Source organism: Pseudomonas sp. ASL7 (assembly GCF_056680375.1).
Window position 1 is genome coordinate 801,344 of the sequence record NZ_CM155279.1, and the last position, 24,739, is coordinate 826,082.

Below are 24,739 nucleotides of genomic sequence, written 5' to 3' on the forward strand. Positions count from 1 at the left end.
CGATGTCAGCCCGGCTGCCCTGCGCCTGGCATCTCTGATGAGAGACTTGGGAGAGACACCCTTGGGGGCGCGAAGGGGGGTTCGTTCAGAGTGAGTTCCAGGGGCCACCGTCGGCGACGGGTACGTCATCCAGATCGTAGGGATTGACCCCTTCGAGACAGCCGATGTTGAAGCCGAACTTTTCCGGCTGGGTGCTGCATCGATGGTGCGTGTAGATGCCGCAATTTCCACAGAAGAAATGCTCGGCCACCTGATTGCCGAATTGATATCTCACTAGCGCGGATTTTCCTCTAATCACTTTGAGATCTGCGCAAGGTACCGCTGCGACAATTGCGCCTATGCGTTTACAAAACGAGCAATCACATCGCTGTGGACCGGGGACACCCTCCGGCAGATGGATCTCCAGGATAACGGCACCGCAATGGCAGCTGGCCCGGTGAAGCGTGCGGATAGGTGTGTTTCCGATGGTCTTGAGCATCACATTCCCCTGTTCATTCGAATTGAGGGCGACGATTAGGTGCGGAGCAGGCGGATTTTCTCACCAATTTCGCCGAGCCCCAATCGCCGCTCATGCAGGGGTGCGGTTGGAAACAGGCTTTTGGATGAATGGGCATCGGCAGCTCCTGAACTTACTGTTGAGGGCGATAACGGTAGGACGGGGTTCGCGTTGAAAGGTTCGAGAAAAGTGCTGGCCGGTTGAGCTTTCGTCGCGTGGCGACTCACTTTTTTTTCATGCGCACGAGATGGCGTGATGCTATCAGCGACAGGGCTGTCTCCAGATCAGGTTTCTTCCCGCCCGCGCAGTCGCGTCGACAGGCGGCGGCCAATGCCAAATAAGTAAGCTATACCTACCTGAATTTGACGGTGGCGTTTAGGTAGCAAGTACCTCGCAAACCTTAGGGCGATACCCACGATGAGAGCGTCAGAATTTCTGCCAATAACTTCAAAGCTGTCGTCAAAGACGTGTCCGAGGCGTTGTTAGAAAAATGGCTCGGACAGCTACTTGCCAATCAGGAGCGAATATGTCGCGAGCATCTCTACATCTAATGCTGCTGCCAGCAACGATTGTCGCTTTGCAAAGTGGCTTTGTAAGAGGCGAGGATTCTGCGGAACTGGCCAAGGCCGCACTCAACCCTGTAGCCGCGATGTACAGCCTTCCGGTGCAGTACAACTGGGACCAGAAGATGGGGCCGACCGGTAACGGCATGCACAGCGTCACTAACATTCAGCCGGTGTTGCCCTTCAGTTTGAACGAGGACTGGAACCTGATCTCGCGCACCATCCTGCCGGTTATCGACCAGCACGGTCTGGCACCGAATGGCGCGGCGGATACCTCCGGTATCGGCGATGTGACCCAGAGCTTTTTCTTCTCTCCGACAAAACCCACCGACAGTGGCTGGATCCTGGGTGTCGGGCCGGCCATCCTGATTCCTACCGGCAGCAACGATTTGTTGAGTAGTAAGCAGTGGGGCCTCGGCCCAACAGCCGTCGCGCTAAAGCAGTCCAACGGTTGGACCCGTGGCATTCTCGCCAACCATATCTGGGGGTTGGAGAACAGCCCGCCGGATGACAAAGAAAAGGTCAACCAGACCTTCCTGCAACCGTTCCTCTCGTACACCACCGATACCTACACCACTTATGGAGTGAATACCGAGTCGACCTATAACTGGCAAACCCATCAGTGGTCGGTGCCGATCAACCTGACGGTCACTCAGTTGCTGAAAATCAGCGGTCAACCCCTGACGATCCAGGCCGGCCCACGATATTGGGCCGATAGCCCGGAGGATGGTGCGCAAGGCTGGGGCTTTCGCGTAGCGCTGACGTTGCTGTTTCCGCGCTGATAGGTAGATAGAACGGCCTAGCCTCGTTTCTTCGTTGGGTTCAGCTCAACGCCAGGTCGCTGTCCGAGCGCGGCTCGCGAGCCTGGACGGCACGCTGCAACTGGTTGGCGATCAGGGTGTTCTTCAACAGATAAGCAATGGTCATCGGCCCGACGCCACCGGGTACCGGTGTGATCGCGCTGGCAACGGTGCGCGCACTGGCGTAGTCGACATCGCCCACCAGATGACTGCCGGATTCGTCGGTGATGCGATTGATTCCGACATCGATCACCACCGCTCCAGGCTTGAGCCAACTGGCATTGATCAGCCCTGGTCGGCCCACCGCCGCGACGACGATATCGGCCAGTCGGCACAGCGCCGGGGCATTGACACTGCGTGAGTGCAGCACACTGACCGAGCAGTGAGCCTGCAACAGCAAGGTCGCCATGGGCTTGCCGACAATGTTCGAACGGCCGATGACCACGGCGTGCAAGCCGCTCAAGTCACCGCAGGTTTCCTGCAGCAGACGCATGCAGCCGCTGGGTGTGCAGGGCGTCAGGACTTCGATGCCTTGCACCAGGCCGCCGACGTTTTCCCGATGAAAGCCGTCCACGTCCTTGATCGGGTCGATGGCATGAATCACTGCCGCCTCGTCGATATGCCCTGGCAGGGGTAACTGCACCAAAATGCCGTTCACCGTGGTGTCGGCGTTCAGTTGGGCGATCATTTCCAGTACTTGCGCCTGGCTGGCGTCGTCTGGCAAACGGTATTCAAGGGAGCGAATCCCGACTTCCTTGGCTCGCAGCAATTTGTTGCGCACATACACATGGCTGGCCGGATCGTCGCCGATCAGCAGGACCGCCAATGCGGGAAAAATGTGCTGCCCGGCCAGGACCAGAAGCTCTTGGCGGACTTCTTCCAGAACCTTTGCAGAGATGGCTTTGCCGTCGATATCGCGGGCAAGTGCGGGGGTGGTGCTGATCAAAAGAGTCACCGTCGTCTTGATTGATAGAGGGGCGAAGTGATCATCGAGGCGTCGTTGCGCCCGATGATCCATCAGGTACCTGCAGGTAAGGGCGCTCAGGCTACCAGTTGATGGCAGCCGTACACCACCCGTGCGGGCCCGGTCCATGAAAGTGCATCACAGTATTTGAAGCTATTGAGCTCGCGCCCAAGACCACCCCAACCTGTACGACAGGTTGAGGTGGCTTATTTTGCGCGTCACACGTTCAACGCTACTGTTACCTCACATCAAACCGGTCCAGGTTCATCACCTTGGTCCACGCGGCAACAAAGTCTTTAACAAACTTGTCTTTCGCGTCGTTGCTTGCATAGTGCTCCGCCAAGGCTCGCAACTGCGCATTAGAACCGAAGACAAGGTCCACACGCGTCCCGGTCCACTTCACTTCGCCGGTCTTGCGATCACGTCCTTCAAACTCCTCATTCGCCTCCGAGGTCGGTTTCCATTCCACGCCCATATCCAGCAGGTTCTTGAAGAAGTCATTGGTCAACGCCTGCGGCTGTTTCGTGAACACCCCATGCCTGGTTTGTCCGACGTTGGTGTCCAGCACACGCAGCCCGCCCACCAGCGCTGTCATTTCTGGTGCGGTGAGTGTCAGCAGTTGTGCCTTGTCGATCAGCAACTGCTCGGCCGGTACCCGGTAGCGGGTTTTGAGGTAGTTACGGAAGCCATCGGCGATGGGCTCGAGGAAGCCGAAAGACTCAACGTCGGTCTGCTCTTGCGAGGTATCCATCCGCCCCGGTGTGAACGGAACCGTTACGCTGTGGCCAGCATTTTTCGCGGCCTGTTCGACACCGGCGTTACCGGCCAGCACGATCAGGTCTGCCAGCGAGATTTTTTTGCCGCCGCTGTTGAACTCGCGCTGAATGCTTTCAAGTGTTGCCAGCACCTTGGCCAGTTGCTCAGGCTGGTTGGCCTGCCAGGACTTCTGTGGGGCGAGACGCAGGCGTCCACCGTTGGCACCGCCGCGTTTGTCGGAGCCACGGAAGGTAGAAGCCGCCGCCCACGCGGTAGACACCAGCTGCGAGACCGACAAGCCGCAGGCGAGTATTTTGCTCTTGAGAGCGGCGACGTCGCTGTCGTTGACCAAGGCATGGTCCACCGCTGGGATCGGGTCCTGCCACAGCAGTTCTTCGCTGGGCATTTCCGGGCCTAGGTAGCGCGAGAGAGGGCCCATGTCGCGGTGGATCAGCTTGAACCAGGCGCGAGCGAACGCGTCGGCCAATTGATCCGGATTCTGCAGGAAGCGCCGGGCTATCGGCTCATAGATCGGGTCGAGCCGCAGGGCCAGGTCCGAGGTCAGCATGGTCGGATTACGCCGTTTTGACGGGTCGTGCGCATCCGGAATGGTGCCAGCGCCAGCGCCGTTTTTCGCCACCCACTGGTTCGCGCCCGCCGGGCTTTTGCTCAGTTCCCATTCGAACCCAAACAGGTTTTCCAGGTAGTTGTTGCTCCACTTCGTTGGCGTGGTGGTCCAGGTCACTTCCAGGCCGCTGGTGATGGTGTCCGGGCCTTTACCGGTCCCAAAGCTGTTTTTCCAGCCAAACCCTTGAGCTTCGAGGCCTGCTGCTTCGGGCTCTGCGCCGACATTGTCGGCTGGGCCGGCGCCGTGGGTCTTGCCGAAAGCGTGGCCGCCGGCGATCAGTGCCACGGTTTCTTCATCATTCATGGCCATGCGGCCAAAGGTCTCGCGGATGTCTATGGCCGAAGCGACCGGGTCCGGGTTGCCTTCAGGACCTTCCGGGTTGACGTAGATCAGGCCCATTTGCACGGCTGCGAGCGGGGTTTCCAGGTTGCGCCCCTGGTCGGTACGGCTCTCCTCATTTCTCCCTGGCTCGGCAACGAGTGGGCCGTCGCCGGGTTCTTCCATGGGTTTGTTGTCTTTGCCGTAACGGGTATCGCCCCCGAGCCACTTGTTTTCGGAGCCCCAGTAGACGTCTTCATCCGGTTCCCAGACGTCGGGACGACCCCCGGAAAAGCCGAAAGTCTTGAAGCCCATGGACTCCAGTGCGACGTTGCCGGTGAGGACGATCAGGTCCGCCCAGGAGATGTTGCGACCATATTTTTGCTTGATCGGCCAAAGCAGCCGGCGCGCTTTGTCGAGGCTGACGTTGTCTGGCCAACTGTTGAGCGGTGCAAAGCGCTGCTGGCCGGAACCGGCGCCACCACGGCCGTCCCCGGTGCGGTACGTACCGGCGGCGTGCCAGGCCATGCGAATGAAGAGCGGCCCATAGTGACCGAAGTCCGCGGGCCACCACTCTTGCGAATCGGTCATTAGCGCATTCAGGTCTTTTTTGACGGCCTCAAAATCCAGGCTTTTGAACGCTTCGGCGTAGTTGAAGTTCTCGTCCATGGGGTCGGAAAGCGACGAGTGCTGGTGCAGGATCTTCAGATTCAGTTGGTTCGGCCACCAATCGCGGTTCGTCGTGCCGCCGCCAGCGGCGTGATTGAACGGGCATTTCGATTCATTTGCCATGTGTGAGCTACCTTTGGTCGTGTTTATCCGGCTATCCCGCCCGGGATGGGCGTCGAATAGCAACGAGCGGAATCAATGACTTAAGCTTCAGGGCCAGCAGTTGGATCAACTGATTGTTTTGACCACACGGGAGTTTTGAACAGCAGCAATCGAGTGACCTGCGCGGGTGGCCCACGGGTGGCCTAGTCAAGCTTCGGACTCATTCCGGTCTCCTTATCAGCACTAAACGGCCAGCGTATGGTGCCAGCGCTGGATTAAGGTTAGACGCCGGTTTTGAAGTCAGCTAATAGGCGGACTATTGGTGCTTGATAGCTATACTCTTTTATCTGAGCCTTGGGGCGGGGCAGACGATAGAGCGAGCTGTCACGGGAGAAGAACCGGCCATGAACAAGCGCCTGCGCCGCACCGCTGTCCATGAAGCCGGCCATGCCCTGGCTTTTTGGTGGAATGGTCAGCACATCGCGCGCGTCACGGTGCGCACCCAGACAGAAGCCGTCACCGGTCCAATGATTGATTTACGTGGCAACCCGCAAAATGCGGAGGGATTGGTTGAGGCCGATTACCTTGTCCCGCACCCGTCTCTCGACCCCCCCGGGATTGCGGAATGCCTGCCCTCGATGATCGACGCTATTGAACGCGACCTTATCGATTGCTTCGCCGGCCCCGTGGCCGAGGCTGTCTATAGACACACCAAGGCTGATCAGTTTTTCAGCGGCGGCGGGAGAGGGGACCAACGCCGGGGCTACGCATTGATCAGTTTGCTGCCTGCCCGAAAGCTGCTCGACGCCGAATCCCAGGCCATCGCCCGGTCCAGTTGTCTGGTGCGTCGTTACTGGACGGCTGTCACTGCGTTGGCGGATCTTCTACAAGCGCGTGGCTCAGTGAGCGGGGAAGTGATTACGGCGCTGCTGTGCGAGGTCACCGGGGAATCACCGGTGCTGTACGGTAATGACCTGGCAAGCCTCGACATACGGTGGGGAGGCTAAAAAGATCAAAAGATCGCAGCCTGCTGCAGCTCCTACAAGTGAACGCGTTCCATTTGCAGGAGCTGCCGCAGGCTGCGATCTTGGCGATCTATCTGTATCCAGATCAACCCGCGCCGTACTCATCATGCCGCTTCCACCACGGCCCCGATTCATTGCGCCCCAAAGGAGCCCGATCAAGCCATTGGTACATGCCCCATAACCCGTCCAGCCCCCGCGCATAGGTTGAATAGGTGTGGTAAACCACACCGTCCTCAAGCACAAAGGCACTCAAGCCTGGCCGGTCACGCGAGTAGGTGGGCGCGTCGGTGCCGCAGGTGGCTGCGAAGCGGGCGACGGGCTCCGGGATCTGCGCGGCGTCCATGGCGTGGCCGCCGCGTTGGTAGTTGTATTCAACCTGTCCTTCGCGCTGTTGCGCTTCGGTGCACGAGACGTTGAAGTCAGCGGTGAAATCGCTGTCGCGCGCGCAGGCCCAAGGGAACGTCCAGCCCATCCGTCGTTTGTACGCCTGAAGCGTTGCGAGCGGGGCGCGGGACACCGCCATCAGCGTGACATCGTGATTGGCCAGATGGATGGCGATGCCATCGAAGCCGTCAGCGATGGCCGAGCAGGACGGGCACCCCGCTTTGTAGTCGGGCCCGAACATGAAGTGGTAGACGAGCAGTTGCGAGCGTCCCTGGAAGAGGTCGGCCAAGGTGACGCGGCCTTCCTCGGTGTCGAAACGGTAAGCCTTGTCGATCCGAACCCACGGCAGTGCTTGGCGTTGCCGTGCCAGTTCGTCGCTACGCCGGGTCAGCGCTTTCTCTGCCGCGAGCAATTCGAGCCGCGCTGCCAGCCATTCTTCGCGTGTTGCGGTTAGGTGCCCGGTCATGATTATTCGCTCCCTTAGGGTCGTCCTTCATGGTGAGTCGTCGTGAGATAGACTAACTAGCGAACATCCGAGGATGGGAGTGACAAGTGTGGCGGGATTCAGATGGATTCGCTGATCACGGCCGCCGCGCAGGCGTTGGCGGCCGGTAATCCGCTCGGCGCGCTGGACCGGGTTGCCTTGCGCGACGATGCGCCGGCGCTCGCGCTACGGGGGATCGCGATGGCGCAACTCGGTGATCTGGTTCGGGCGAAGGCGCTGTTGCAAAAAGCGGCGCGGGCCTTCGGGCCGAAAGAACCCGTGGCGCGGGCGCGGTGTGTGGTTGCCGAGGCTGAGGTCGCACTAGCCTCTCGGGAGCTTGGCTGGCCGGTGAAGGCGCTTGAGGCGGCGCGGGTCACGCTGGAGGCACACGGTGATCGGGTCAACGCGGCCCATGCGCGGTATCTCGAGCTGCGGCGTTTACTACTGATCGGGCGTCTCGATCAGGCTGAAGGGCTGCTTGCCGCACTGGACTCGGAGCCTTTGCCGCCAGCCTTGCGCGCGGCTCATGAATTGGTCGTGGCGGGAATCGCCCTGCGGCGGCTGGAGACGCAGCGGGCACGGGCTGCACTGACGAGGGCCGAGCTCGCGGCGCGCACTGCCGGTATCCCTGCGCTGACGGCTGAGGTGCAAAGCGCAACCCGCGTCCTCAACAGCCCAGCCGCTCGACTGATTGCCCACGGTGAAGCGCGAACGCTGTTGCTGGATGAGGTTGAGGCGTTGCTCGGGTCAACATCGCTGGTTGTCGACGCGTGCCGATACGTCGTGCGTGGCGTTGGCATGTCGATATCCCTCGCCACGCGCCCGGTGTTGTTCACCCTCGCACGGACGCTGGCTGAAGCCTGGCCCGCTGACGTGTCGAGGGAAACACTGATTGCCCAGGCTTTTCGATTGAAGCTCGGCGATGAGTCCCACCGCGCGCGATTGCGCGTCGAAGTCGGGCGGCTGCGCGCGGCGCTTAAACCCTTGGCCAGCGTGACGGCCACCCCGCGCGGGTTTGCGCTGGTGTCGTCGGTTGCGGCCGATGTCGTGGTGCTGGCGCGTCTCATCGAAGAGAAACACGCGGCGGTGTTCGCCTTCCTCGCCGACGGTGAATCATGGTCGAGCTCGGCCCTGGCGCTGGCCCTCGGCGCCAGCCAGCGCACAGTGCAACGGGTACTCGACGAACTGGGCTCCAGCGGCAAGGTGCAGTCATTTGGCCGCGGGCGGGCGCGCCGTTGGATGACCCCGCCGATGCCGGGTTTCGCGACGACCTTGTTACTCCCGCATCCTCTGCCCAGTGACTAGGATGAACGCCACACACCCGTCACGAGGAAACCCAAATGAAACATTCAGTCGCCGACATCCTCCATGAATATGGCCCCTTTGAAGGTGTTGAAGCCGTGCATGGCGTCACGTGGGACGGTCAGCATGTGTGGTTTGCCACCGGAAACACACTCAATGCCCTCGACCCGGTGAGCGGCAAGACCCTGCGTTCGATCGATGTCGCCGCCCATGCCGGCACGGCGTTCGATGGTCAGCATCTATTCCAGATCGCCGAGGATCGCATCCAGAAAATCGATCCGCAGACAGGCCGTGTCCTCAACACCATTCCGGCCCCCGGCGGCGGCAACGACTCGGGGCTGACCTGGGCCGAAGGGACGTTGTGGGTGGGTGAGTATCGAGACCGGAAGATCCATCAGATCGATCCCGAGACCGGGGCGATTCTGCGCACCATTGAGTCCAATCGCTTTGTCACCGGGGTGACCTGGGTCGAAGGAGCGCTGTGGCATGGCACGTGGGAAGGCGATGAAAGCGAATTGCGGCGAATCGATTCGAAAACCGGTGAGGTGCTGGAAAGCGTGAAGCTGCCAGCAGGCGTCGGGGTGTCCGGGCTCGAGTCTGATGGCGGCGGCAGGTTTTTCTGTGGTGGGGGTGGGAGCGGCAAGGTGAGGGTGGTTCGTCGACCCTCCTGAGACCTGCGGTCACCTTCAGGTGCGCAACGATCCTCTATTCCCTACCCGTCGCGCAAACCGCTGCTGTAGCCGACCGGCAAAGACTGGCGTCTCTACACAAGGCTCACGGGTGGCGGGGGCATATTTAGGGGGGGGCGTGCGTCCGACGAAGTGTGTGGGGAGGTATCGTATGATGGCTATTTTCCACCAGTCACAAGGACCAACTCATGGAATTAAGCAAGCGCGGTCAGGCACATATCGAGCGTCGCCTGGTTGCCACCCTGACCGAGGCGTGTGAAACGGCCAAGGCAGAAATTATCGGGTTTGCCTGGCTGACTCATGAGATCGATTACGCTGCATTTCCGTCCAGTCTGGAGGTCATCTGGGTCTTTGATAGCCTGGCTCACAAGGATCAGGCGTTGGCCAGTGGACAAGGAGAACGCATGGTCGAACTGACGGCCGTGGCCTTACGTGAGGCGGATGTATTGGTCAGCCCGGTGGCGGACTGTGTGCGGTTCGACTCTGAGGAGCAATGTCAGCGTGACAATGCCGGAAACTGGCAGCAACGCCTCGCACACAGGCGTTCGACACGGCGCTGAAGTGGCGCGGATCAAACACCTGGGGCCGTATCAGTGTCCGGACGCCCGATTGGCCGAAGTTCGAAACGGCACACATAACCGCCCCGCACCTGTATTCCGTGTGTTCGACTTCACCACCACAATGCGCCGATCAAGCCCAGGTCCAGTTCGCAGACGACCGGATGAGCAGCCGCCAGGCGGTGAAAGGCGTATTAGTGATTGTGCTCTATGGTAACTGTTGGAGGTAGCTGCATTCATTTCACTGTCAGGGCGAGGATGAATCATGCGGATGTGGATAGGGGGCGCGTCTCGGCCCATCAAACAATGGATGTTGGCCGTGGGTATCAGCCTTATCGCCATCGTCACCGATGCCCAGGCTCAAGTCACACCTCAAGCCGCTCAAGAGATAAACGGCTTGCTGGACTTTGTCGAGCACAGTGAGTGTCAGTTTGTGCGTAACGGGAGCGAATACCCAGGCACCCGGGCTCGGGCGCATCTGGAGCAGAAGCTGAATTATCTCGAAGGCAAGAACATGGTGAACAGCGCAGAAGACTTCATCGATCTTGCTGCCACTAAAAGCAGTATGAGTGGCCACCCCTATGAGGTGCGATGCCCAGGAGGCGTAGAACCGGCAAGCACCTGGCTGAAGAGGGAACTACAAAGGCAACGGCAACTTCATTGATCAGCGGTCGTGACTGCGCGTTGGATGCTGAGTACAGCCACCACTCACAACCCTGCGCCCAGCAGTTTTAGATACTCGGGGCTCTCAGAAATTGAATTGTGTCCCGTCTGTGGAATGACCTTCAGCGAAGCCACACCGTTGGCGAAATGTCCGAGAAGTCGCTCCGTACTCGAACGCGGTACTACTTCATCATGCTCGGCCGCAATCAGCAGCGTGGGCACCGCAATGCGCTCGGCGTACTTCCAGGATTCAAATTTGTCCTTGAGCAGCCACTTCACCGGAAAAACAGGGAACTGGCGAGCGGCGAGTTCGTCCAGGCTGTTATAGGGGGTGATCAGGATCAGGCGCGCTGCCGGGCGTTGGCTGGCGAGGCGGATGGCGACTCCCGAGCCCAGGCTGCGACCGACCACTGCAACGTGAGGGTGTGTGGCGTGGACTTGGTCAAACAAGGCGACGGCATCGCGCTGGATCGCTTCTTCGGAGGGTGAACCGGAACTGCCACCGTAGCCTCTGTAGTGAAGCAAGTAGAGGGCTTGATCCGCGAAGGCTGCGGAAAACGAGGGCAGGCTGCGCGAGACGTCCTCGGCATTGCCACCGAAGTAAATCAATGCGTTGGGGCCGTCGTGTGGGCGGACGGAGACCTGCACCTGTGCATCGTCGACGGAGAGGGTGAGCAGGCTTGCGGTCCCGATGGCACGGGGTTGCGGGAAGTAGATGAGCGCGCGCTGGAACACCAACAGCGCAGCGCAGAGCAGCAGGTACACGGCGACTATGATTACGACGAGAGTCATCAGGAGGCGCAACATTCGACTACGTTTAAGGGGCGACATTGACTGTTCTGGACCTGAAGACGGCTATCGCTTGATCGCTTTCAGAGTGTAGTAGATCGATAGCGGGGCCAGCCGCTCCATGAAATCAGGAGGCAAGAACATGCTGACCCGGGCCATTCCATCCAGCGCTGAGCCATTACCTGTCGTCGGGTTGGGCACTTATCGGGGGCTGGATGTCGCACCGGTGGATCCCTCCTACAAAAATCTGCCGGCGGTTCTCAGTGCGCTGTTCGAGAAGGGTGGAACGTTGATCGACAGCTCGCCCATGTACGGTCGCGCGGAACAGACCAGTGGTGAACTGTTGTCGATTCATCAACCGCGCTCGCCGGCCTTTCTGGCCACCAAGGTCTGGACCCGCGGGCGCGAAGAGGGCATTGCGCAGATGGAGCAGTCGTTCAAGTTGCTGCAGACCGACCGTATCGATCTGATGCAGATTCACAACCTGTTGGACTGGAAAACCCATTTGCCCACCTTGCGCCAATGGAAGGAAGAAGGGCGCATCCGCTACATCGGCATCAGCCATTACACGGCGTCGGCGTATGACGAAGTGGAAGCAGTGCTCAGGGCCGAGCCGATGGATTTTTTGCAGATCAACTATGCCCTGGATGATCGCGCGGTGGAGAAACGCATCCTGCCGCTGTGTCGCGAGCGCGGCGTGGCAGTCATCTGCAATCGTCCATTCGGCGGTGGTGGCTTGATCGAGCGCTTGAAAGGCAAGCCTCTACCGGGATGGGCCGCGCAAGTGCAGGTCAAAACCTGGCCACAACTGGCGCTCAAGTACCTGCTGGCTCACTCGGCGGTGACCTGCGTCATCCCCGGCACCGGCAACCCGCGCTACATGGCGGAAAATGCCGGGGCCGGTTTTGGTCTGATGCTGACAGGCGCACAGCGCGAGCAGTTAATTGATGTAGTTCGGTAGGGGCGTTGCCGCTGCGTAGGACCGTCAGCCGATCAGAAAGCTGGAGCGGGTTTCAGTCGATGGACGGCATCTCAAGCCTGAAAATATCGCGACCCAATTGGGCGTTCCACACTGAGAACCATTTAAAGGGTGTGCCGAATTCGTCATCGACCTTGCCCAAAGTGATCAAGCCGCAGCGCCTGGATTGGGCCAGTCTGGATGGTCTGTCCAAGGAGTTGATTATGATCCGACTGTCCCTTATCGAGGCTCGTACGCTGGCCGAATCGATCCTGTTGCATAACGGCTTCAACCTTGCCCACGCTCGGGCAGTGGCTGCCACGGTGATTGCCGGCGAGCGCGATGGCTGTGCCTCCCATGGTTTGTACCGGATTCTGGGCTGCGTAAACTCGCTGCGGGCCGGCAAGGTGGTGGCCGATGCCGAACCGCAGGTGATCGACCAGGCGCCTTCGATCGTGCGTGTTGACGCGGCGGGTGGTTTTTCCCAATTGGCCTTTCAGGCCGGGCTGCCGCTGCTGGCAGAGAAAACCCGGGCAAACGGGATTGCGGCGTTGGCGATCAATCGCTGCGTGCATTTCTCTGCGCTGTGGGTGGAGATCGAGCAATTGACCGCTGCGGGCCTGGTGGCGCTGGCCTGTAATCCCAGCCACGCCTGGGTCGCGCCAGCGGGAGGAAGCCAGCCCGTGTTCGGTACCAATCCCATCGCTTTTGGCTGGCCGCGTCCGGGTAAGGATCCGTTTGTGTTCGATTTCGCCACCAGTGCGATTGCCCGTGGCGATATCGAGTTGCATCGGCGTGCCGGCAAACCGATCCCCGAAGGGTGGGGCGTGGATGCCGAGGGGCAACCGAGTACCGACGCTAACGTGGTGCTCGATGCCGGCGCGATGCTGACGTTCGGCGGGCATAAGGGCTCGGCGCTGGCCGCAATGGTGGAGTTGATTGCCGGCCCGTTGATCGGTGACTTGACCAGCGCCGAGTCGTTGGCCTACGACGCGGGCAGCAAATCGTCGCCGTACCATGGCGAGCTGATCATCGCCTTCGATCCGCGACGTTTTCTCGGCGAGGCCACTGAGCAGCACCTGGCCCGTGCCGAAGGGTTGTTCGAAAACATTCAAGGGCAGGGCGCCCGCTTGCCGTCGCAACGCCGTTATGAAGCGCGAGTGCGCAGTCTGATGGAAGGGGTGCAGATTCCCGAGTCCTTGTACAACGACTTGAAGGCACTGCTGGATTGACTGAAACGGGGGGAAACCTGTAGGAGCGAGCCTGCTCGCGATGAACTCAAGAGCAACGCGTTAATTCAGACAACGCGCGTTATCGTTAATGCGCATCGCGAGCGAGCTGAACTGGTCAAGTAATCTTGGACACCGTTTAAGGTTTCACGCAGCCAGTCTCTCTCTAGCGACTGGCGATCGATAATCGTTGTAGCTATGAGGCCTGGTGGTGTTGTAACGCGATACGTAGCGCTGCACATCCGCTCGGGCCTCATGTTCCGATTCGTAGCCGGTTTCAGGCACCCATTCTGATTTCAAACTGCCAAAGAAACGCTCCATAGGGGCGTTGTCCCAGCACTCGCCTTTACGACTCATGCTTTGCCGCAGGCCATACTCCAATAGCTCGTTCCTGAACTTATGGCTGGTGTACTGACAGCCTTGATCGGAGTGAAACAGCACGTCTTTGGGTCGACCTCGTAGCTCAACCGCCATCCGTAAGGCCTCGCAGGTCAGCGAAGCATCGGAGATCATCGAAAACGACCAACCCACAACGCGACGAGCGTACAGATCCAGAACCGCCGCGAAATACAGCCACCGCTTACCAACCTTGATGTATGTCACGTCGCCACACCACACCTGATTGACCGCTTTAACATCAAACTTGCGCTTGAGTACGTGCGGCGCCACCAACGCCTCCACGCCAGGCGACTTGTACTTATGGCGCCTGCGCTGGCGACTGGTGATGCCGGTTTCGCGCATCAAACTGCGGGCCAAATACCGCCCGATGCGGTGCCCTTTCTCTTGCAGCTCCTTGGCCAGAGTCCGCGACCCCGCAGAGGCTCTTGACGCCCTGTGATGCTTGACCAGCACGGCTTTGAGCCTCTCCCGCTCGGGATTCACTTTGCCTTGGCGCTGACGCCAGGCGTAAAAGCTGCTGCGATTGATGCCAAACGCTCGGCAGCAATTGTTAACGCCGTACTGCTCGTCCAGCTCGCAGATCAACGAGAATGATCTTTGGCGTCCAAAAGCAGGAGAGCACTGGCCTTTTTTAGGATTTCGATATCCAGGTCTTTTTGCCGGAGCAACGCTTTAAGCTTCTGGATCTCTCGCTGATCAGCGGTAATCGCCTTGGCTCCTACCGGGGTCGAACCCAAGCGCTCCTTACGAACCTGATCGACCCAGCGGCGCAAGGCCGTGGGACCAATATCCAAACTGGCACAGACCTCGGGAACCGATTGTCCTTCGTCCAGCACCATGCTGGCAGCCTTGAGCTTGAACTCACTCGAGTAAGATTTCCGCATATCCAAAACACCTCAGATTTGGGCGCCATCATAGCGCCCGATTGAGGTGTCCAAAATCATTAGGCCAGTTCAAGCTCGCTCCTACACACTGCTGAACTTGTAGGCGCGAGGCTGCTCGCGATGAACTCAAGAGCAACGCGTTAATTCAGACAACACGCATTAACGTTAACGTACATCGCGAGCGAGCTCGCTCCTACACACTGCTGAACTTGTAGGAGCGAGCCTGCTCGCGATGAACTCAAGAGCAACGCGTTAATTCAGACAACGCGCGTTATCGTTAATGCGCATCGCGAGCGAGCTCGCTCCTACATACTGCTGAACTTGTAGGCGCGAGCCTGCTCGCGATGAACTCAAGAGCAACGCGTTAATTCAGACAACACGCGTTATCGTTAACGTACATCGCGAGGGAGCTCGCTCCTACATACTGCTGAACTTGTAGGAGCGAGCCTGCTCGCGATGAACTCAAGAGCAACGCGTTAATTCGGACAACGCGCGTTATCGTTAATGCGCATCGCGAGCGAGCTCGCTCCTACATACTGCTGAACTTGTAGGCGCGAGCCTGCTCGCGATGAACTCAAGAGCAACGCGTTAATTCAGACAACGCGCGTTATCGTTAACGTACATCGCGAGGGAGCTCGCTCCTACATACTGCTGAACTTGTAGGCGCGAGCCTGCTCGCGATGAACTCAAGAGCAACGCGTTAATTCAGACAACACGCGTTATCGTTAACGTACATCGCGAGGGAGCTCGCTCCTACATACTGCTGAACTTGTAGGAGCGAGCCTGCTCGCGATGAATTCAAGAGCAACGCGTTAATTCAGACAACACGCGTTATCGTTAACGCGCATCGCGAGAGGCTCGCTCCTACACCAGCGGTTCGCGGTGGCTGTGGCCGTCGACCAGGCGATTGATGCCTAATGGATTGGCGTCTTGAAGCGCTTCAGGCAGCAGAGCGTCCGGGCAGTTCTGGTAGCACACCGGGCGCAGGAAGCGGTCGATGGCGAGGCTGCCGACCGACGTGCCACGGGCATCGGAAGTGGCCGGGTAAGGCCCGCCATGCACCATCGCATCACAGACTTCTACGCCGGTCGGGTAGCCGTTGAACAGCACCCGGCCGACCTTTTGCTCCAGCACCGGCAGCAGTTCGCCATGGGTTATCAGGTCGCCTGCTTCGGCGATCAATGTGGCGGTGAGTTGACCGTGCAAACTCTGTAGTGCACGTTGCAACTCGACCTTGTCGGCCACTTCGACAACGATAGTGGTCGGGCCGAACACTTCTTCCTGTAACAGCGGATCACCGTTGAGCAGCAGGCTGACGTCGGCCTTGAACAGGTGCGGCTGGGCTTGATTACCTTGTTGAGCCTTACCGGCCAGATGACCGATACCCGGATGACTCATCAAGGCTTGCACGCCGTTGCTGTAGCTGCGGAACGTGCCGGCATTGAGCATGGTTTGTGCCGGTTGTTCGTTTATCAACGTACTGAGCAGCGCAGTGAAAGCACTGAACCGTGGCGAGCTGATGCCGATCACCAGGCCTGGGTTGGTGCAGAATTGGCCGCAACCCTGCACCACTGAAGCCACCAGTTCGCTGGCAATTTTCTCGCCCCGCCATTGCAGCGCTTCGGGTAACACCACCACCGGATTGATGCTGCTCATTTCTGCAAACACCGGGATCGGCTGTTGCCGAGCGGCGGCCATGTCGCAGAGGGCTCGTCCGCCGTTCAGCGAGCCGGTGAAACCGACGGCCTGAATGACCGGGTGCTTGACCAGCGCCTCTCCGACACCCGCGCCGTAGATCATGTTGAATACGCCCTTGGGCATGCCGGTTTGCTCGGCAGCGCGAATGATTGCATCGGCCACGCGTTCGGCGGTCGCCATATGTCCGCTGTGAGCTTTGAATACCACGGGGCAGCCGGCCGCGAGGGCGGCTGCGGTGTCACCACCGGCGGTGGAGAATGCCAGCGGAAAATTGCTCGCACCGAACACCGCGACCGGTCCGACGCCGATCCGGTATTGACGCAAATCGACCCGCGGCAATGGCTGACGCTCGGGTAACGCACGATCGATGCGCGCGCCATAGAAATCGCCACGGCGCAGGACCTGAGCGAACAGACGCATCTGGCCGCTGGTGCGCCCGCGCTCGCCCTGAATGCGCCCGGTCGGCAGCGCCGTTTCACGGGTTACCAGCGCCACGAAGTCATCGTCCAGTGCATCCAGCTGCGCGGCGACGGCCTCTAGAAACTCCGCGCGCCGACTCGCCGGAAGGTTGCGAAAGATCGGGTAGGCGGTAGCAGCGGCTTGGGCGGCAGCGTCGACTTCCTCAACTGTGGCTTGCACAAACGAATAGGGCAGGGCTTCGCCGGTACTGGCGTCGTGGCTTTGCAAACGGATATCGCCAGCGGCACTGCGCGCACCGCCGATGTAGTTGTGGCCGATGATCTCGGGCATGAAAAACTCCAGTCGGGATAGTCATTTAAGGGGAGCGCAAAAACTGTAGGAGCGAGCTTGCTCGCGATGAACTCATGAACGACGCGTTTATTCAGAAATGACGCGTTACCGTTAACGTCCATCGCGAGCGAGCTCGCTCCTACAAGGGGCGGGGCTCAAGCCAACGAATCGCCGCGGCGTGTAGTGGCCGGTTGGGCGTTATCCAGTGCAGCGATGCGCGCGGCGGATTCGCTGTCCACCAGATGCAGCGACTTGCCACGGGTTTCACGAGTCAGGCCAACCGCGACAATCGATATCAGTGCAGCACCGACCAGGTAGAACGCGATCGGCGTCGAGCTGTGGTACTTGTTGAGCAAGGTCAGGGCAATCAGCGGTGCCAGCGAACCGGCGAAGATCGGGGCCACCTGATAACAAAGGGACAGCGCGGTGTAGCGCACATGGGTCGGGAACATCTCGGCCATCAGTGCCGAGTAGGGGGCGTAGGTCATCGACTCGATGGCCAGGCCCAGGGTGATGGCGGCGATGATGAGCCAGTTGTTGCCGGTGTCCATCATCGGGAAGCCGACGAAGCCCCAAAAAGCAGTCAGCACCGCGCCGGTGAGGTACACCGGTTTGCGCCCGATCAGGTCGGACAGATAACCCATCAACGGGATCAGGAAAAAGTGCAGCAGGTGCGCGCCGAACATCAGCAACAGGATCTGCGAAGTGTCCTTGTGCACCACCAGTTTCAGGTAAGTAATCGAGAAGGTCACCACGGTGTAGTAGAGGATGTTCTCGGCAAACCGCGCACCGATACCAACCAGCACTGCACGCCAGTGATGCCGCAACACTTCGACCACGCCCAATTGCTGATGCTTGTTCTGTGCCTGACGCGCTTGAGCTTCCTTGAAAATCGGCGCGTCATCGACGCTGGTGCGAATCCAGTAGCCGATCAGCACCACCACCGCTGAGAACCAGAACGCGACACGCCAGCCCCAGGCGAGGAATTGCTCCTCCGACAGGTTCGACGACAGCAGCAGTAGGGCGATGGTGGCCACCAGGTTGCCGGCCGGGACACCGGCTTGCGGCCAACTGGCCCAGAATCCCCGGCGATTGTCCGGGCAGTGTTCGGACACCAGCAGAATCGCGCCACCCCATTCACCCCCGAAGGCGAAGCCCTGGATCAGCCGCAGCAGCACCAGCAACACCGGTGCCGCATAGCCAATCTGCTCGAAGCCGGGCAGGCAGCCCATCAGGAACGTGGTGATACCGACTACCACCAGACTCAATTGCAGCAGGCGCTTGCGGCCGAATTTGTCACCGTAGTGACCGAACACCAAACCACCTAGCGGACGGGCCAGAAAGCCGACGGCATACAAGGCGAAAGCCGCAAGAATGCCGTCGACCGGGCTGTCGGTCTGGCGAAAAAACAATTGCCCGAAAACCAGTGCGGAAGCGGTGCCGTAGAGAAAGAATTCGTACCATTCGGCGACAGTGCCGGCCATGGCGGCGGCCACGACGCGTTTGAGTCCCGAGGGTGTGGTTGAGCTAGACGTGCTTTGGGGATTGGACATGCTGACGATCCTTGTGGGGGCGCAAAGACAGGCAGCCGGGCCGGGTCCGCAAAGACCCGCCCGGCAATCACTCAGAGACCGACATCCGGCAACTCCGGACGGTTGGCCAGGGCCTTGGCCATGATCTGCTCGACGAACACGCGGTCAGCTTCCGGCAGCGCCAGGCGTGGCGGACGGGTCAACGCGCTGCCACGGCCGGCGATGGCTTCGCACAGCTTGATGCACTGGACCAGGTCGGCACGGGCGTCGAGGTGCAGGATCGGCATCAACCATTCGTAGATCGGCATGGCTTCGGCGAAGCGACCGGCCTTGGCCAGGCGGAAGATGGTTTCGCCTTCTTTCGGGAACACGTTCGACATGCCCGAGACCCAACCTTCGGCACCCACGGCTATGCTTTCCAGCACCACGTCGTCGAGACCGGCAAACAGCACGAAACGATCGCCGACTTCATTGCGTATGTCGATGAAGCGGCGGGTGTCGCCGGAAGAATCCTTGAAACACACCACGTTGTCGCAGTCGGCCAGGGAAATCAGGATGTCCGGGGTCACGTCGTTTTTGTAGATCGGCGGGTTGTTGTAGACCATCAGCGGTACGTCAGCGTTTTTCGCCACATAGCGGTAGTGCTCGGCGGTCTCGAACGGCTTGGAGCCGTAGACCAACGCCGGCATCAACATGATGCCATCCACGCCAACCCGGCGCACCGCGTTGGCGACCTTGGCCGCTGCCACGCTGGTGAATTCAGCGACGCCGCAGATGACGGGTACACGACCACGGGAGGCATCGACCGCGACTTCGGTCACGGCGATTTTTTCTTCAGCGGTCAGCGAGGTGTTTTCCCCCACCGAACCGCAGACGACCAGGCCCGACACACCGTCACGGATCACGTTGGAAATCACCTGGTGGGTTTTTTCCAGGTTGATGGAGAAGTCATCGTTGAATTGAGTGGTCACCGCTGGGAAGACACCACTCCAGTTAATGCGCTTGCTCATTGTTGCCTCCGGTTCGTTAAAATGTATTTCGTATACGATATTGTAAGTGCGTATGTTCGGCCAGTGCTTTTTCAGATTTGCAGTGATTTTTACTAACCGTTTGTCAGTGTTTCGACGGTAGGTATCAGGCGCCAGGCCAGGTGTCTGACAGGCGGTAGCCTTGTGGCCACGGATCGCTTGGGTCGAGCAGCAATTGGTGAGTCCCGGTGATCCAGGCTCGGCCGGAAATGCAGGGATAGATGGCAGGGCGCCCAGCCACTTCCGTCAGCGAATCAATGCGGCAATGAAACTCGGAACCGATGATCGAACGACCAATAAAGCGATCCCCCACCTGCATCAACCCCTTGGCCTGCATCACCGCCATGCGCGCCGAGCAACCGGTGCCGGTCGGCGAGCGATCGATTTTGCCGGGTTGAATCACCACCGCGTTGGCACCGGTGGCGATCCCATTCTCATAAACAATGGGCGCGGCGATCTGGCAGAAGGAGATATGCGACCACTCGGGGTTCAGCGGATGCACGAAGCCCAATTGTTCGTTGGCCGCCCGGGTGATTTTCAGCCCGACCTCGACCAGTTCGGCTGCCTCGTCTGGAGCGATGGAAAAGCCCAGGCGCTGGGCATCGACGATCACAAAACTATCGCCGCCATAAGCGGTGTCGACCTGCAATGAACCGAGGCCTTCGACTTCGATCCAGGCGTCGAGGCGGTCAGCGAAGGAGGGCACGTTCTTGATTTCGACCCGCTCGACCTTGCCATCCCGGCAATCGGCCACGGCCTCGATCAGCCCACCGGGTGCCTCAAGTACCAGCCGGGTTTGCGGTTCGGTCATTGGCAGGATGCCGCTGTCGAGCAATACCGTGGCCACGCACAGCGAGTTGGAGCCGGACATCGGCGGGGTGTCTGCCGGTTCCATGATGATCCAGGCCATTTGCGCCCGCGGGTCCTTGGCCGGCACCAGCAGATTGACGTGACGGAACACGCCGCCGCGAGGTTCGTTGAGGACGAAGTTGCGTAAGGTCTGGTCCTTGGCGATCCACCGCGATTGCTCCCACACGGTAGCGCCGGGCGGCGGGGCGACGCCACCGACAATCACATCGCCGACTTCGCCTTCGGCGTGGCAGCTGACTACATGAATCACTTTCGATGAGCGCATGAATTGCTCCTTGTTTTGTCTGTTAGGGCCTCATCGCGAGCGAGCTCGCTCCCACAGGGTTTCGTGGTGTACACCGGCCACTGTGGGAGCGAGCTTGCTCGCGATGGGGCCATCCGCTATTTCACCGATTTGAGAAACGCTGCGGTCTCCGCATGCACCGGATTGCCAATCACCTGATCCGGCGTGCCGATTTCGTGCACCAGGCCATTACGAAAGAACGCCACGCGGTCCGACACATCGCGAGCGAAACGGATCTCGTGGGTCACCAGCACCATGGTCATGCCGTCTTCGGCGAGCATGCGCATGGTGTCCAGCACTTCACCGACCAGTTGTGGGTCGAGGGCCGAGGTGGCTTCGTCAAACAGCATGTAGTCCGGGGACATGGCCAAGGCGCGGGCGATGGCCATGCGCTGCTGCTGACCACCGGACAACTTGCCCGGAAAAGCCTTGAGCTTGTCACCCAGGCCAACGTGGGTCAGTTGCCGCACCGCCAGCTCCTCGGCTTCGGCCTTGCTCTTGCCCAGTACTTTGCGCGGCGCCAGCATCACGTTTTCCATCACGGTCAGGTGCGGGAAGGCGTTCCATTGCTGGAACACGATGCCGATCTTTTGCCGCAGGCGGTTGAGGTCAGTGGCGCCGTGGTGGACCTCGACGCCATCGACGCGGATGTTGCCTTTCTGGATCGGCTCCAGGCCGTTGATGCACATCAGCAGGGTCGACTTGCCCGAACCGGAGCCGCCGATGATCGACACCACCTCGCCCTTGTTCACCGTCAGGTTCACACCCTTGACCACTTCGAGGTCGCCGAAGGATTTGTGTACGTTGTCGATCTCAATCATTTTCTTGCCACCTTCTTTCCAGACGAGCGCCGAGGCGGGCAACCACCAGGCTCATGACGTAGTAGATGAGGCCCGCGATGCACAACACCAGCAACGGCTCCTGGATGCGGGTCACGATGGTTTGCGAGGCGCGCAGCAGTTCGACGATGCCGATCCACATTACCAGCGCGGTGTCTTTCATTACGCTGAGCACCAGGTTCAGCCAGCCGGGGAACGCCACTCGCGTGGCCATCGGCAAGACGATCCAGCGCAGGTCCTGCACAAAGCTCAGGCCCAGCGAGCGACTGGCACGGCGCACCGTAAACGGCACCGCCAGCACCCCGCCGCGCACGATCTCGGTGAAGTACGCGGCGGCGTAGACCCCGAGCACGATGCAGCCGACGCTGAAGGCACTGATGTTCAAACCGACGATGCTTTTGAGCGAGTTGAACAGCACGAACTGGATCAGCAGCGGCACACTGCGAAACACGTCCAGCACCCAGGCCAGTGGCAGACTGGCCCGTGGCAACAGCGCCCGCAACACGCCGAACAACAGCCCGGCAAGAGAGCCGAGGATGATCGACCAGAACGTCAGTTGCAGAGTGACCCAGGCGCCATTAAGCAGGAACTGCAGGTCATTCCAGGAAAAACTGGTAGCAAACATACTCACGTCCTCAGTAACGGAACAGCCGCCAGGCCATCAGCCGGGCCGTCGCGACGATTGCCTTGGCAATCAGGTAATACAGCACCGCGGCGATGGCGAAGTATTCGAAGGTGCGGAACGTTTTGACGTTGAAGTCCTGGGTCACACCGGTGAGGTCATTGTTCAGCCCGACGATCACGCCCAGCGATGTCATCAATACCGCCCAGACCATTTGATTGCTCAACGGGTAGAACACGATCCGCAATAACTGCGGAACGATGATCATCCGGTAGGCCTGAAAGGCACTCATGCCCAGCGAACGCGCGGCGCGCACTTGCGTGTCGGGCACCGCCTTGAGGCCACCCCGGAAGTTTTCCGCGAGATAACCGGCGTTGTTGAACGTGATCCCCGCCAGTAGCGCGAACCATGAGCTGACGTGCAATTCCAGCGAACCGAGCCCGAAGTAGAGGACGTAGATCTGAAACAGCGACGGGGTGTTGCGGGCGATCGACACCCAGCCGTTGCCGATGCCACGCAGCATCGGGTTTTTGGCTTCGCGCATCACGGTCAGTGCCAAGGCAATCAGCACACCAAAGATCATCGACAACGCGGCGGTCTCGAACGTGACCAAGGCACCGGCGAGCATATCGGGCAAGGCACGCAGGGCCGAGCGCCATTGGAAGGTGTAATCAAACATGCACGGGGTTCTCCAGGAGGGCGGCCGGTTGCAGCCAGGCTGGCAGACGACCGCTGGCCGTGGCGCTGCAACCGGCGTCGACGCATTCGGCTAAGTTGGCGAAGTGCACCTTTCGACCCACCAGGCCGGGTGCGTAATGGGCGTATTTGCCCGAGTTGGTCATCAGGTTTTTTGCGGCCAGCGGGATCACCGGTTCGCCGAGCATGCACCAGCAGGTGTCGGTGACCAGCGTCGCGCCGAATGCTTCGATCACGGCGATATGCCCGGCTTCGCGTGCCTGTTCCAGCACCGCGCGACCGCAGGTGATGGCGAGAACCACGTCAGGGTGCTTGTGCCGACCACGGCATAGACGCGCCAGGTGGGCGAATTCGCTGAGGGAAAAATGCGGATTGCCCAGCGAGACCACGTCTACCCGGTTGTCGCGGGCACTGTTAAGTTCGCGCCAGCTGAGCAGCAGGTCCTGCAGGCGGATTTTCTCCACCGGCAAGGTTTCATCCGGCTGCAAAACCTGTGTCGGGTCGAGTGCTTCCGGCGTGACCCCGGCGATATGGAACAACGGTGCGGCGGAGGTGGTGGCGAACGCCGCGCCGAAGGCTTTCAGGTCGTCGAGGTTTGGCTTGCGCTGTTCCAACCCTGACACCAGTGGGATCCGACTGCCTGCCAGAGCGCCGATGTGATAGCCGAGCAGCGGGTAGAACGAGTCATCCAGTTCGCCCAAGGCGGGTAACTCGATATGCAGACGCGCTTTGCGCTGGGCATCCAGGTGGCAACCGATCAGGGGCGCGCGGCCGGTCAGGGCGATGCAAATGTCCAGGTAGTCCGGGTATTTCAGGGTTCGTGCGCCGAGCACGCTGTTGGCATAGACCACGGCGTTGGATTCGGCCCAGACGATTTGCTCACCCGCCGTTGGCGCGCTGTCCAACAGGTAGGGCGCGCAGGTAAAACTGAGCTGCGCGCCCATCGCCATGTAAGCATCGCCCAAGGCGCTGGCCGGTACGCCCAATGCCGGGTCGATGCCCAATTCACGCCAGCGACGCTGGTCGACGGAAATCGAATTGAGCGTGGTCGGCACCCGTACTCTTGCGCCCCACTGCACCAGCTGTTCGGCAAATTTCAGGCTCGCGGGGCCGGTATAGATGCAGCCATCAATGTGCGCCTGAGTGATATCCACCAAGCGCCGGGCACCTTGTATCTCGGCCATGCGCAGGACGATTTGCATGGCGATCTGCGTGGCCTTGCCATGCTTGCCGCCAAGCAGCGCCAGGTCGTGCTCGGTGAGCTCGATCGAGGCGCTTGTTTCTGCTGTTTTCAATGGGGGGGCGAGCACCTGCCAGGCATCGCCGGGCAGGTGCTCGAATACGGTCACCGATGTGTCTTCGACCCGAGCGAAGGCCTTGCCGCGCAAGGCGGCAAAGGCTTCCCGGCCGATGCACAGCACCGGCAGGGAACGCTCGAAAAGGGTCTGTGCCACGAGCACGCCCAGGGTCAGGATCTCATCAGGCTCGGCGAGCACCAGTGCGGCCGGTGCGTGGCCGTTGCTGATCAACTCCATCAGCACACTGCTGCCGGTACACGAACCGCGACCACTGGGAATGGCCAGCACACACCCGGCCAGGTGTTCGCCGCTGAGGGGGTGGTGACGGTCGATGACCTCACCGCTAAACGGGTCAACGCCGCCCCAGAAACTCAGCCCGACATCAGCGAACAACAGGGCGCCCTGGGCGGCCCCCGCGACCAGACTGCGACCGGTCAGAGAAGTGAACCTAGGCATTCCAGACA

At 60.2% G+C, this 24,739-nt stretch carries 22 protein-coding genes and 1 pseudogene; 8 read left to right on the forward strand and 15 right to left on the reverse strand.

Annotated features, from left to right (window positions below; translation table 11 throughout):
* Positions 1 to 85: 85 nt before the first annotated feature.
* Positions 86 to 478 (reverse strand): GFA family protein, encoded by a 393-nt coding sequence (locus tag AC1MDT_RS03675; RefSeq protein WP_480420738.1) that lies wholly within the window; start codon positions 476 to 478, stop codon positions 86 to 88.
* Between the two features lie 568 nt (positions 479 to 1,046).
* Between AC1MDT_RS03675 and AC1MDT_RS03680 the strand changes: the two genes are divergently transcribed.
* Positions 1,047 to 1,841 (forward strand): transporter, encoded by a 795-nt coding sequence (locus AC1MDT_RS03680; RefSeq protein WP_480422695.1) that lies wholly within the window; start codon positions 1,047 to 1,049, stop codon positions 1,839 to 1,841.
* Positions 1,842 to 1,881: 40 nt separating this feature from the next.
* Here the strand turns inward: AC1MDT_RS03680 and AC1MDT_RS03685 are convergent, their stop codons facing one another.
* Together AC1MDT_RS03685 and katG are read right to left on the reverse strand one after the other, a co-directional pair.
* Positions 1,882 to 2,805, reverse strand: coding sequence for a bifunctional 5,10-methylenetetrahydrofolate dehydrogenase/5,10-methenyltetrahydrofolate cyclohydrolase (locus AC1MDT_RS03685; protein WP_480420739.1), 924 nt, complete (start codon positions 2,803 to 2,805; stop codon positions 1,882 to 1,884).
* Between the two features lie 256 nt (positions 2,806 to 3,061).
* Positions 3,062 to 5,317 (reverse strand): catalase/peroxidase HPI, encoded by a 2,256-nt coding sequence (gene katG / locus AC1MDT_RS03690; protein WP_480420740.1) that lies wholly within the window; start codon positions 5,315 to 5,317, stop codon positions 3,062 to 3,064.
* A gap of 383 nt (positions 5,318 to 5,700) precedes the next feature.
* On the opposite strand from katG, the gene AC1MDT_RS03695 reads away from it, so the two are divergent.
* The gene (locus AC1MDT_RS03695) at positions 5,701 to 6,303 is read left to right on the forward strand and encodes a hypothetical protein (RefSeq protein WP_480420741.1); all 603 of its coding nucleotides are present in this window, start codon (positions 5,701 to 5,703) and stop codon (positions 6,301 to 6,303) included.
* A 103-nt stretch (positions 6,304 to 6,406) separates the two neighbouring features.
* Here the strand turns inward: AC1MDT_RS03695 and AC1MDT_RS03700 are convergent, their stop codons facing one another.
* Positions 6,407 to 7,171: a DUF899 domain-containing protein gene (locus tag AC1MDT_RS03700; protein WP_480420742.1), complete on the reverse strand. Its 765-nt coding sequence runs from the start codon at positions 7,169 to 7,171 to the stop codon at positions 6,407 to 6,409.
* Positions 7,172 to 7,273: 102 nt separating this feature from the next.
* On the opposite strand from AC1MDT_RS03700, the gene AC1MDT_RS03705 reads away from it, so the two are divergent.
* The 3 genes from AC1MDT_RS03705 to AC1MDT_RS03715 all read left to right on the forward strand — a co-directional run bounded on the left by AC1MDT_RS03705 (position 7,274) and on the right by AC1MDT_RS03715 (position 9,740).
* Positions 7,274 to 8,494: a helix-turn-helix domain-containing protein gene (locus tag AC1MDT_RS03705; RefSeq protein WP_480420743.1), complete on the forward strand. Its 1,221-nt coding sequence runs from the start codon at positions 7,274 to 7,276 to the stop codon at positions 8,492 to 8,494.
* Between the two features lie 35 nt (positions 8,495 to 8,529).
* On the forward strand, positions 8,530 to 9,162 hold the full coding sequence (locus AC1MDT_RS03710; protein ID WP_480420744.1) for a Vgb family protein: 633 nt from the start codon (positions 8,530 to 8,532) through the stop codon (positions 9,160 to 9,162).
* Between the two features lie 206 nt (positions 9,163 to 9,368).
* A complete protein-coding gene (locus AC1MDT_RS03715; RefSeq protein WP_480420745.1) occupies positions 9,369 to 9,740 on the forward strand; it encodes a hypothetical protein in 372 nt (123 codons plus the stop codon).
* A gap of 11 nt (positions 9,741 to 9,751) precedes the next feature.
* Here the strand turns inward: AC1MDT_RS03715 and AC1MDT_RS03720 are convergent.
* Positions 9,752 to 9,925 (reverse strand): annotated as a pseudogene (locus tag AC1MDT_RS03720) (helix-turn-helix transcriptional regulator); the annotation flags it as partial.
* Between the two features lie 77 nt (positions 9,926 to 10,002).
* Between AC1MDT_RS03720 and AC1MDT_RS03725 the strand changes: the two are divergent.
* Positions 10,003 to 10,401, forward strand: coding sequence for a YfeK family protein (locus AC1MDT_RS03725; protein WP_480420746.1), 399 nt, complete (start codon positions 10,003 to 10,005; stop codon positions 10,399 to 10,401).
* Between the two features lie 44 nt (positions 10,402 to 10,445).
* Here AC1MDT_RS03725 and AC1MDT_RS03730 read toward each other — a convergent pair whose 3' ends face one another.
* Entirely contained in the window at positions 10,446 to 11,231 is a 786-nt protein-coding gene (locus AC1MDT_RS03730; RefSeq protein ID WP_480420747.1) for an alpha/beta hydrolase, read from the reverse strand.
* Between the two features lie 100 nt (positions 11,232 to 11,331).
* Between AC1MDT_RS03730 and AC1MDT_RS03735 the strand changes: the two genes are divergently transcribed.
* Both AC1MDT_RS03735 and AC1MDT_RS03740 read left to right on the forward strand, forming a co-directional pair.
* Positions 11,332 to 12,150 carry an aldo/keto reductase gene (locus AC1MDT_RS03735; RefSeq protein ID WP_480420748.1) on the forward strand — a complete coding sequence of 273 codons (819 nt, stop codon included), beginning with the start codon at positions 11,332 to 11,334 and terminating at the stop codon, positions 12,148 to 12,150.
* Between the two features lie 221 nt (positions 12,151 to 12,371).
* Positions 12,372 to 13,379, forward strand: coding sequence for an Ldh family oxidoreductase (locus tag AC1MDT_RS03740; protein ID WP_480420749.1), 1,008 nt, complete (start codon positions 12,372 to 12,374; stop codon positions 13,377 to 13,379).
* A 144-nt stretch (positions 13,380 to 13,523) separates the two neighbouring features.
* On the opposite strand, the gene AC1MDT_RS03745 is transcribed toward AC1MDT_RS03740, so the two are convergent.
* The 9 genes from AC1MDT_RS03745 to lhpI form a co-directional block, all read right to left on the reverse strand.
* Positions 13,524 to 14,659, reverse strand: a protein-coding gene (locus AC1MDT_RS03745) for an IS3 family transposase (protein WP_480418219.1) whose coding sequence is annotated in 2 segments (ribosomal slippage) — positions 13,524 to 14,410 and positions 14,410 to 14,659 — 1,137 coding nt in all. Because the reading frame shifts where the segments join, the coding sequence is not laid out codon by codon here.
* An 864-nt stretch (positions 14,660 to 15,523) separates the two neighbouring features.
* Positions 15,524 to 17,107 carry an aldehyde dehydrogenase (NADP(+)) gene (locus AC1MDT_RS03750; RefSeq protein WP_480420750.1) on the reverse strand — a complete coding sequence of 528 codons (1,584 nt, stop codon included), beginning with the start codon at positions 17,105 to 17,107 and terminating at the stop codon, positions 15,524 to 15,526.
* A gap of 155 nt (positions 17,108 to 17,262) precedes the next feature.
* Positions 17,263 to 18,660: a fosfomycin efflux MFS transporter AbaF gene (gene abaF, locus AC1MDT_RS03755; protein ID WP_480420751.1), complete on the reverse strand. Its 1,398-nt coding sequence runs from the start codon at positions 18,658 to 18,660 to the stop codon at positions 17,263 to 17,265.
* A gap of 71 nt (positions 18,661 to 18,731) precedes the next feature.
* On the reverse strand, positions 18,732 to 19,649 hold the full coding sequence (locus AC1MDT_RS03760) for a dihydrodipicolinate synthase family protein (RefSeq protein WP_201112293.1): 918 nt from the start codon (positions 19,647 to 19,649) through the stop codon (positions 18,732 to 18,734).
* Positions 19,650 to 19,773: 124 nt separating this feature from the next.
* The gene (locus AC1MDT_RS03765; RefSeq protein ID WP_480420752.1) at positions 19,774 to 20,802 is read right to left on the reverse strand and encodes a trans-3-hydroxy-L-proline dehydratase; all 1,029 of its coding nucleotides are present in this window, start codon (positions 20,800 to 20,802) and stop codon (positions 19,774 to 19,776) included.
* 116 nt (positions 20,803 to 20,918) lie between these two features.
* On the reverse strand, positions 20,919 to 21,641 hold the full coding sequence (locus AC1MDT_RS03770; RefSeq protein WP_480420753.1) for an amino acid ABC transporter ATP-binding protein: 723 nt from the start codon (positions 21,639 to 21,641) through the stop codon (positions 20,919 to 20,921).
* The gene (locus AC1MDT_RS03775) at positions 21,634 to 22,284 is read right to left on the reverse strand and encodes an amino acid ABC transporter permease (protein ID WP_480420754.1); all 651 of its coding nucleotides are present in this window, start codon (positions 22,282 to 22,284) and stop codon (positions 21,634 to 21,636) included. Before AC1MDT_RS03775 ends, AC1MDT_RS03770 begins: the two co-directional genes overlap by 8 nt.
* Before the next feature lie 10 nt (positions 22,285 to 22,294).
* Complete coding sequence (locus tag AC1MDT_RS03780; RefSeq protein ID WP_480420755.1) at positions 22,295 to 22,960, reverse strand: amino acid ABC transporter permease; 666 nt, start codon at positions 22,958 to 22,960, stop codon at positions 22,295 to 22,297.
* Positions 22,953 to 24,731 carry a cis-3-hydroxy-L-proline dehydratase gene (gene lhpI, locus AC1MDT_RS03785; RefSeq protein WP_480420756.1) on the reverse strand — a complete coding sequence of 593 codons (1,779 nt, stop codon included), beginning with the start codon at positions 24,729 to 24,731 and terminating at the stop codon, positions 22,953 to 22,955. The genes AC1MDT_RS03780 and lhpI overlap by 8 nt, the downstream gene beginning before the upstream one ends.
* Positions 24,732 to 24,739 lie beyond the last annotated feature (8 nt).

Bases quoted from the DNA above. Each gene is read 5' to 3' on its own strand.
- AC1MDT_RS03735 (WP_480420748.1), top strand. From the start codon at position 11,332: ATGCTGACCCGGGCCATTCCATCCAGCGCTGAGCCATTACCTGTCGTC.
- AC1MDT_RS03730 (WP_480420747.1), bottom strand. From the start codon at position 11,231: ATGTCGCCCCTTAAACGTAGTCGAATGTTGCGCCTCCTGATGACTCTC.
- katG (WP_480420740.1), bottom strand. From the start codon at position 5,317: ATGGCAAATGAATCGAAATGCCCGTTCAATCACGCCGCTGGCGGCGGC.
- AC1MDT_RS03710 (WP_480420744.1), top strand. From the start codon at position 8,530: ATGAAACATTCAGTCGCCGACATCCTCCATGAATATGGCCCCTTTGAA.
- AC1MDT_RS03695 (WP_480420741.1), top strand. From the start codon at position 5,701: ATGAACAAGCGCCTGCGCCGCACCGCTGTCCATGAAGCCGGCCATGCC.
- AC1MDT_RS03770 (WP_480420753.1), bottom strand. From the start codon at position 21,641: ATGATTGAGATCGACAACGTACACAAATCCTTCGGCGACCTCGAAGTG.
- AC1MDT_RS03680 (WP_480422695.1), top strand. From the start codon at position 1,047: ATGCTGCTGCCAGCAACGATTGTCGCTTTGCAAAGTGGCTTTGTAAGA.
- AC1MDT_RS03740 (WP_480420749.1), top strand. From the start codon at position 12,372: ATGATCCGACTGTCCCTTATCGAGGCTCGTACGCTGGCCGAATCGATC.
- lhpI (WP_480420756.1), bottom strand. From the start codon at position 24,731: ATGCCTAGGTTCACTTCTCTGACCGGTCGCAGTCTGGTCGCGGGGGCC.
- AC1MDT_RS03700 (WP_480420742.1), bottom strand. From the start codon at position 7,171: ATGACCGGGCACCTAACCGCAACACGCGAAGAATGGCTGGCAGCGCGG.
- AC1MDT_RS03725 (WP_480420746.1), top strand. From the start codon at position 10,003: ATGCGGATGTGGATAGGGGGCGCGTCTCGGCCCATCAAACAATGGATG.
- AC1MDT_RS03760 (WP_201112293.1), bottom strand. From the start codon at position 19,649: ATGAGCAAGCGCATTAACTGGAGTGGTGTCTTCCCAGCGGTGACCACT.
- AC1MDT_RS03715 (WP_480420745.1), top strand. From the start codon at position 9,369: ATGGAATTAAGCAAGCGCGGTCAGGCACATATCGAGCGTCGCCTGGTT.
- AC1MDT_RS03765 (WP_480420752.1), bottom strand. From the start codon at position 20,802: ATGCGCTCATCGAAAGTGATTCATGTAGTCAGCTGCCACGCCGAAGGC.
- AC1MDT_RS03780 (WP_480420755.1), bottom strand. From the start codon at position 22,960: ATGTTTGATTACACCTTCCAATGGCGCTCGGCCCTGCGTGCCTTGCCC.
- AC1MDT_RS03775 (WP_480420754.1), bottom strand. From the start codon at position 22,284: ATGTTTGCTACCAGTTTTTCCTGGAATGACCTGCAGTTCCTGCTTAAT.
- abaF (WP_480420751.1), bottom strand. From the start codon at position 18,660: ATGTCCAATCCCCAAAGCACGTCTAGCTCAACCACACCCTCGGGACTC.
- AC1MDT_RS03750 (WP_480420750.1), bottom strand. From the start codon at position 17,107: ATGCCCGAGATCATCGGCCACAACTACATCGGCGGTGCGCGCAGTGCC.
- AC1MDT_RS03675 (WP_480420738.1), bottom strand. From the start codon at position 478: ATGCTCAAGACCATCGGAAACACACCTATCCGCACGCTTCACCGGGCC.
- AC1MDT_RS03705 (WP_480420743.1), top strand. From the start codon at position 7,274: ATGGATTCGCTGATCACGGCCGCCGCGCAGGCGTTGGCGGCCGGTAAT.